We start from the raw sequence: 3,900 nt of genomic DNA, 5'->3' as shown, positions 1-3,900 counted from the left end.
CATCCCCCTCGAGGACGACTTCAAAGACTTCAACGGATAACAAAAACCGCCAGCAGACTCAGAAACAATGCGGGCCGGGAAAAACCCGGCCCGTTTTGTTTCCCCTTTTTTCAAGTGGAAAATCGCGTTCCCTGAATTTGCAGAGCTGAACGCAAAATCCGTATTTCCCACGAATTTCAGAAACCGGTTACCTTCGCCGGAGGAGAATGGGTGCGGATGTACAGGTCGCGGGATTGACAAGGATAAGAGGGAATAACGCGAATAGGCAGAAATGATAAAGACGTGCAAGGGCAACAGAAATGTGCGGGAATAACAAGGGTCTGCGGAGGAAAGCAAAGACCTGCGCGGAAACGGCAGAAACGGCAAGGAGGTGACAAGAATGCAAGGGAATCACAGGATTGTGTTCAAAGCAAAAAAACCACAGGTCTGCACCTCCAGCATTTCAGGATACAGCGCCACGCTCATTCCGGAGCCGGCGACGCTGGGGCTGCTGGCCCTGGGCGGAGTGCTGCTGCGAAAACGTCGAAATCATCTTTACAAAACCCCCAATGTTCTGATAAAATAGGGAAAATTGAAACCCTATTTTGAGGAGGAAAGGATCATGAAAAGAACGCTCGTTGTCTGTCTGCTGTTTCTGCCGACCGTTTGGACTCCGGCTGCTATCGTCAAACTGGGCACGGCCGGAGGGGGCCTGATGATTTACTACAACAATCTCGACTGGAATCAGGACGGCGTCATCAGCGGCTATGATGAAAATGTTAACAACCAGGCCTACATCCGGGCACAATTCGGTTACAATAACACCAACGGTGCCCCCTTCCAGTTTGATGACACCAAGTACAACGGGGTCAGCTTCAATGATATTTTCTCCGGCCAGCCGGTCGGACAGAGCCAGTTCGGCTTTGACCTGATTGGCATGGCCCCGACCTACAGCCCTCTGGGCGGTGTCATCCCCCCGACGGTGTACTTTGCCGACAATGTGGACAATACGCCCGCCGGCGCCCTGCTGACTCAGGTTTTCCCCACCCCTTCTCAGGCGGCCTGGGCCATTAATGACTACAAAGAGCCGTCCGGGCCGGCGGCGGGTTTTCTGACCAACAGTCTCTTCCGCGGTACGGCCTTCACTCTGAACGTCAACAGCTGGACCGTGGACCCGACAGGAACCCTCTATACCATGCAAATCAGCGGCACCCTCATCACGGACGGCCAGATTCACTGGTACAATCCCGCCCTCGGAACCACACCGATGTCAAACTGGGGAATGGCCGGTACCTTCCTCTATACCGGTACGCTGATTTATGACAAAAATTATACCCGCGCGGGCTGGGATTACGGCTGGAACACCTACGCAAACGGGCTGGAAAACGGCAAAGACCAAAAGGATTTTTATGTCGGCACCATCGAAATCTATGCCGATGTCATTCCGGAACCCGCATCCGTAACGCTGCTGGCCTTGGGCGGTCTGCTGGCCGGGAAAACCAAAAAACGTTAATCCCGCTCCTTCGCAGCAAATCCGGCGGGAGACCCTTTGAGGCGACCCCGCCGGATTGTACTTTAAAAAAGCCGCAATATCCGCAGTTATCGGAACTAAACAGACAAAATATTCTTAATTTCCGATATTCCGCCCAGTCTATTTCCCCTGCTCATCCGGAAAAATCCGGTTAGTCTTGCAGAAAATCCTGCTTTTATAGCACCTGTTTTCCTTCTTTTTTTCTACGTAATTTTTTTAAACTGCAGTATTTTCTTTACCGACAAAAAAATCCGGTTTCAGACAGGCGAGGGAGAAACGCAGGGAACCCCGTACGGAAGGAAGATAGAAATGTCTGAAAACACAGGGCGAACACAAACGGCAGGCAGAGGGAAGCTGAACGAAACTCATCTGGTTTTAACCTTCGTTTTAGGCAGCGAACAATATGCTGTCCCGCTTCTGACGGTTCGGGAAATCATCGGATATGTACCGGCGGTCCCGGTCCCGCAATCTCCGGCTTATCTGCGAGGAATTATCAACCTGCGGGGACGCATCATTCCGGTTATCGACCTGCGCCGCAAATTCCAAATGCCCGACGGCACACTCACCCAGCAGACCTGCATCATCGTGGTTGAGTTCACCCGCGGTGAAACAGCCCAAGCCGCCGGACTTCTGGTCGATGCCGTCCTCGAAGTGCTCGAAGTCCGCCCCGAACAGATCGAACCGCCCGCCGATATGCTTCAGGGAAGTTCTTTCCTGGACGGTCTGATTAAATCAGATTCCGCCGCCAAACTTCTCCTGAATATTAATCGGACCTTATCAGAAGACCGCTTGTCCGCTTCGATCGTTCAGTCGGCCGAACAAGCGGCTTGAACGTGTGAACGGAATCGGAGAGGAAACCATGCCTTTGTTTCAGTGGAACAATTCTTTTTCGGTCGGCATTCCGGAAATGGACCGCCAGCATCAGCGCCTGGTTGATTTAATCAACCAGTTTTATGATGCGCTTCAGCTCGGACGCAGCAAAGAGATTATTCAGCAAACGCTTCGCGAACTGGTTGGCTACGTTAACACCCACTTTTCAGAGGAAGAAGCCCTGATGCGGCAGATTGGCTACCCGGCCCTGCCGGCTCATCAAACCAAACATCAGCGCCTTGTGGCCCACGTCCAAAAACTCTTCGAAGATTTTCAGGCAGGCCGCCCTGTCAACTCTCTTAATCTGGCCGAGTTTCTCAAAAACTGGCTGGTTACCCATATCCAAAAGGAAGACAAACAGTACGGACGCTTCTGGACGGGGGGACAAACTCATACAGAACAAACAATACAGGAAGGAGATTTGTGTATGTTCAAAAAAATGAAACTGGGAACGAAATTGATTCTGTCCTTTTTGCTGATTGCCGGCATGACCCTTCTGCTCGGGCTGCTCGGCTTTTACAGCACCAGTCAAAGCAGCACGGCGATTGAAGACATCGGAGCCGAAGCCATGCCCCAGGTGACAGCTATGAACAACATAGTTTATCTGGCTGAAAATATCCGGGGGACGCTGCGGACCCTGAGCATTCCGGGAGCATCCGATGAACTTCGTCAGCGCCAGTACAGCAACTACAGCACCGCCATCGAAGACTGTAAAAAGACCTTTGCGGTCTATGAAGCCCTGCCATCTACTCCTGAAGAAAAGGCCGCCTGGAGCCAATTTCTGAAAAGCTGGGACGCCTGGCAGAACGAAATCGCCAAGGTGCTGGACCTGTCGCACCAGATTGACAAAATCGGCATTGCCGACCCGGTTGACATGACTCGCCGCATTGAGCAGTTTACCAAAGACCATTATGTGGTTGTTAACAAAGTGCGCACACTGCTGGAGGATTCCAAGGCCGTCTTTGACGGCGGCGAGGACCACGCCGCCTGCAATGCCGGCAGATTCTTCTCCACTTATCAGACAAACAGTGAGGAAATCAAACAGATTGTCTCAGAATGCCGGCCGTATCATCAGCAGTTCCATAAGGCCGTTTCCGACATCAAAAAACTGGTCCAGCAGAATCAGATTGACCAGGCCAGAGAGATTTTCGGCAGTCAAATGGTTCCGGCCATGCAGGAAGTCTTTAAGGATTTTGACAAGATGCTGGTCCTGACCAACAAAAGCCGCGAATTGTATGCTCAGGCCCTCGAGCAGACCCTCGGACCAGTCACTACACTCCAGAGAGAAGCCATCGACCACCTGAAAGACCTCCTGAAGAAAACCGAAGACAAGGTTACTGCTCAGGTTCAGAATGCTCAGTCTCAAGCAATCTTTCTGAAGACCTTCTTCCTCAGTGCCGCGCTGGTTTGCGTCGTCTTGGCTGTCATTGCAGGGATTCTTGTAACCCGGGCCATTACTCGGCCGATTCACCAGATTATTGCCGACCTGACCACCGGCGCTGAGCAGGTCTCCAGCGCCT

The 3,900-nt window shown here is 52.2% G+C and carries 4 protein-coding genes; all 4 read left to right on the top strand.

The window, feature by feature from the left end; translation table 11 throughout:
* The first annotated feature begins 400 nt into the window (after nucleotides 1-400).
* Nucleotides 401-565 carry a PEP-CTERM sorting domain-containing protein gene (locus PKY88_13225; GenBank protein HOQ06161.1) on the top strand — a complete coding sequence of 55 codons (165 nt, stop codon included), beginning with the start codon at nucleotides 401-403 and terminating at the stop codon, nucleotides 563-565.
* A 36-nt stretch (nucleotides 566-601) separates the two neighbouring features.
* Nucleotides 602-1,492, top strand: a complete 891-nt coding sequence (locus tag PKY88_13220) for a hypothetical protein (protein ID HOQ06160.1) — start codon at nucleotides 602-604, stop codon at nucleotides 1,490-1,492.
* Nucleotides 1,493-1,819: 327 nt separating this feature from the next.
* On the top strand, nucleotides 1,820-2,341 hold the full coding sequence (locus PKY88_13215; GenBank protein ID HOQ06159.1) for a chemotaxis protein CheW: 522 nt from the start codon (nucleotides 1,820-1,822) through the stop codon (nucleotides 2,339-2,341).
* A gap of 28 nt (nucleotides 2,342-2,369) precedes the next feature.
* The coding region (locus PKY88_13210; GenBank protein HOQ06158.1) for a bacteriohemerythrin at nucleotides 2,370-3,900 on the top strand (1,531 nt) is incomplete at its 3' end.

The sequence above is a fragment of the Anaerohalosphaeraceae bacterium genome, assembly GCA_035378985.1.
Taxonomy (GTDB): domain Bacteria; phylum Planctomycetota; class Phycisphaerae; order Sedimentisphaerales; family Anaerohalosphaeraceae; genus JAHDQI01.
This window is presented reverse-complemented; position numbering and strand designations above follow the sequence as displayed.

What these genes read in the sequence shown, in the direction of transcription:
- PKY88_13215 (HOQ06159.1), top strand. Translation starts at nt 1,820, where the DNA reads ATGTCTGAAAACACAGGGCGAACACAAACGGCAGGCAGAGGGAAGCTG.
- PKY88_13220 (HOQ06160.1), top strand. Translation starts at nt 602, where the DNA reads ATGAAAAGAACGCTCGTTGTCTGTCTGCTGTTTCTGCCGACCGTTTGG.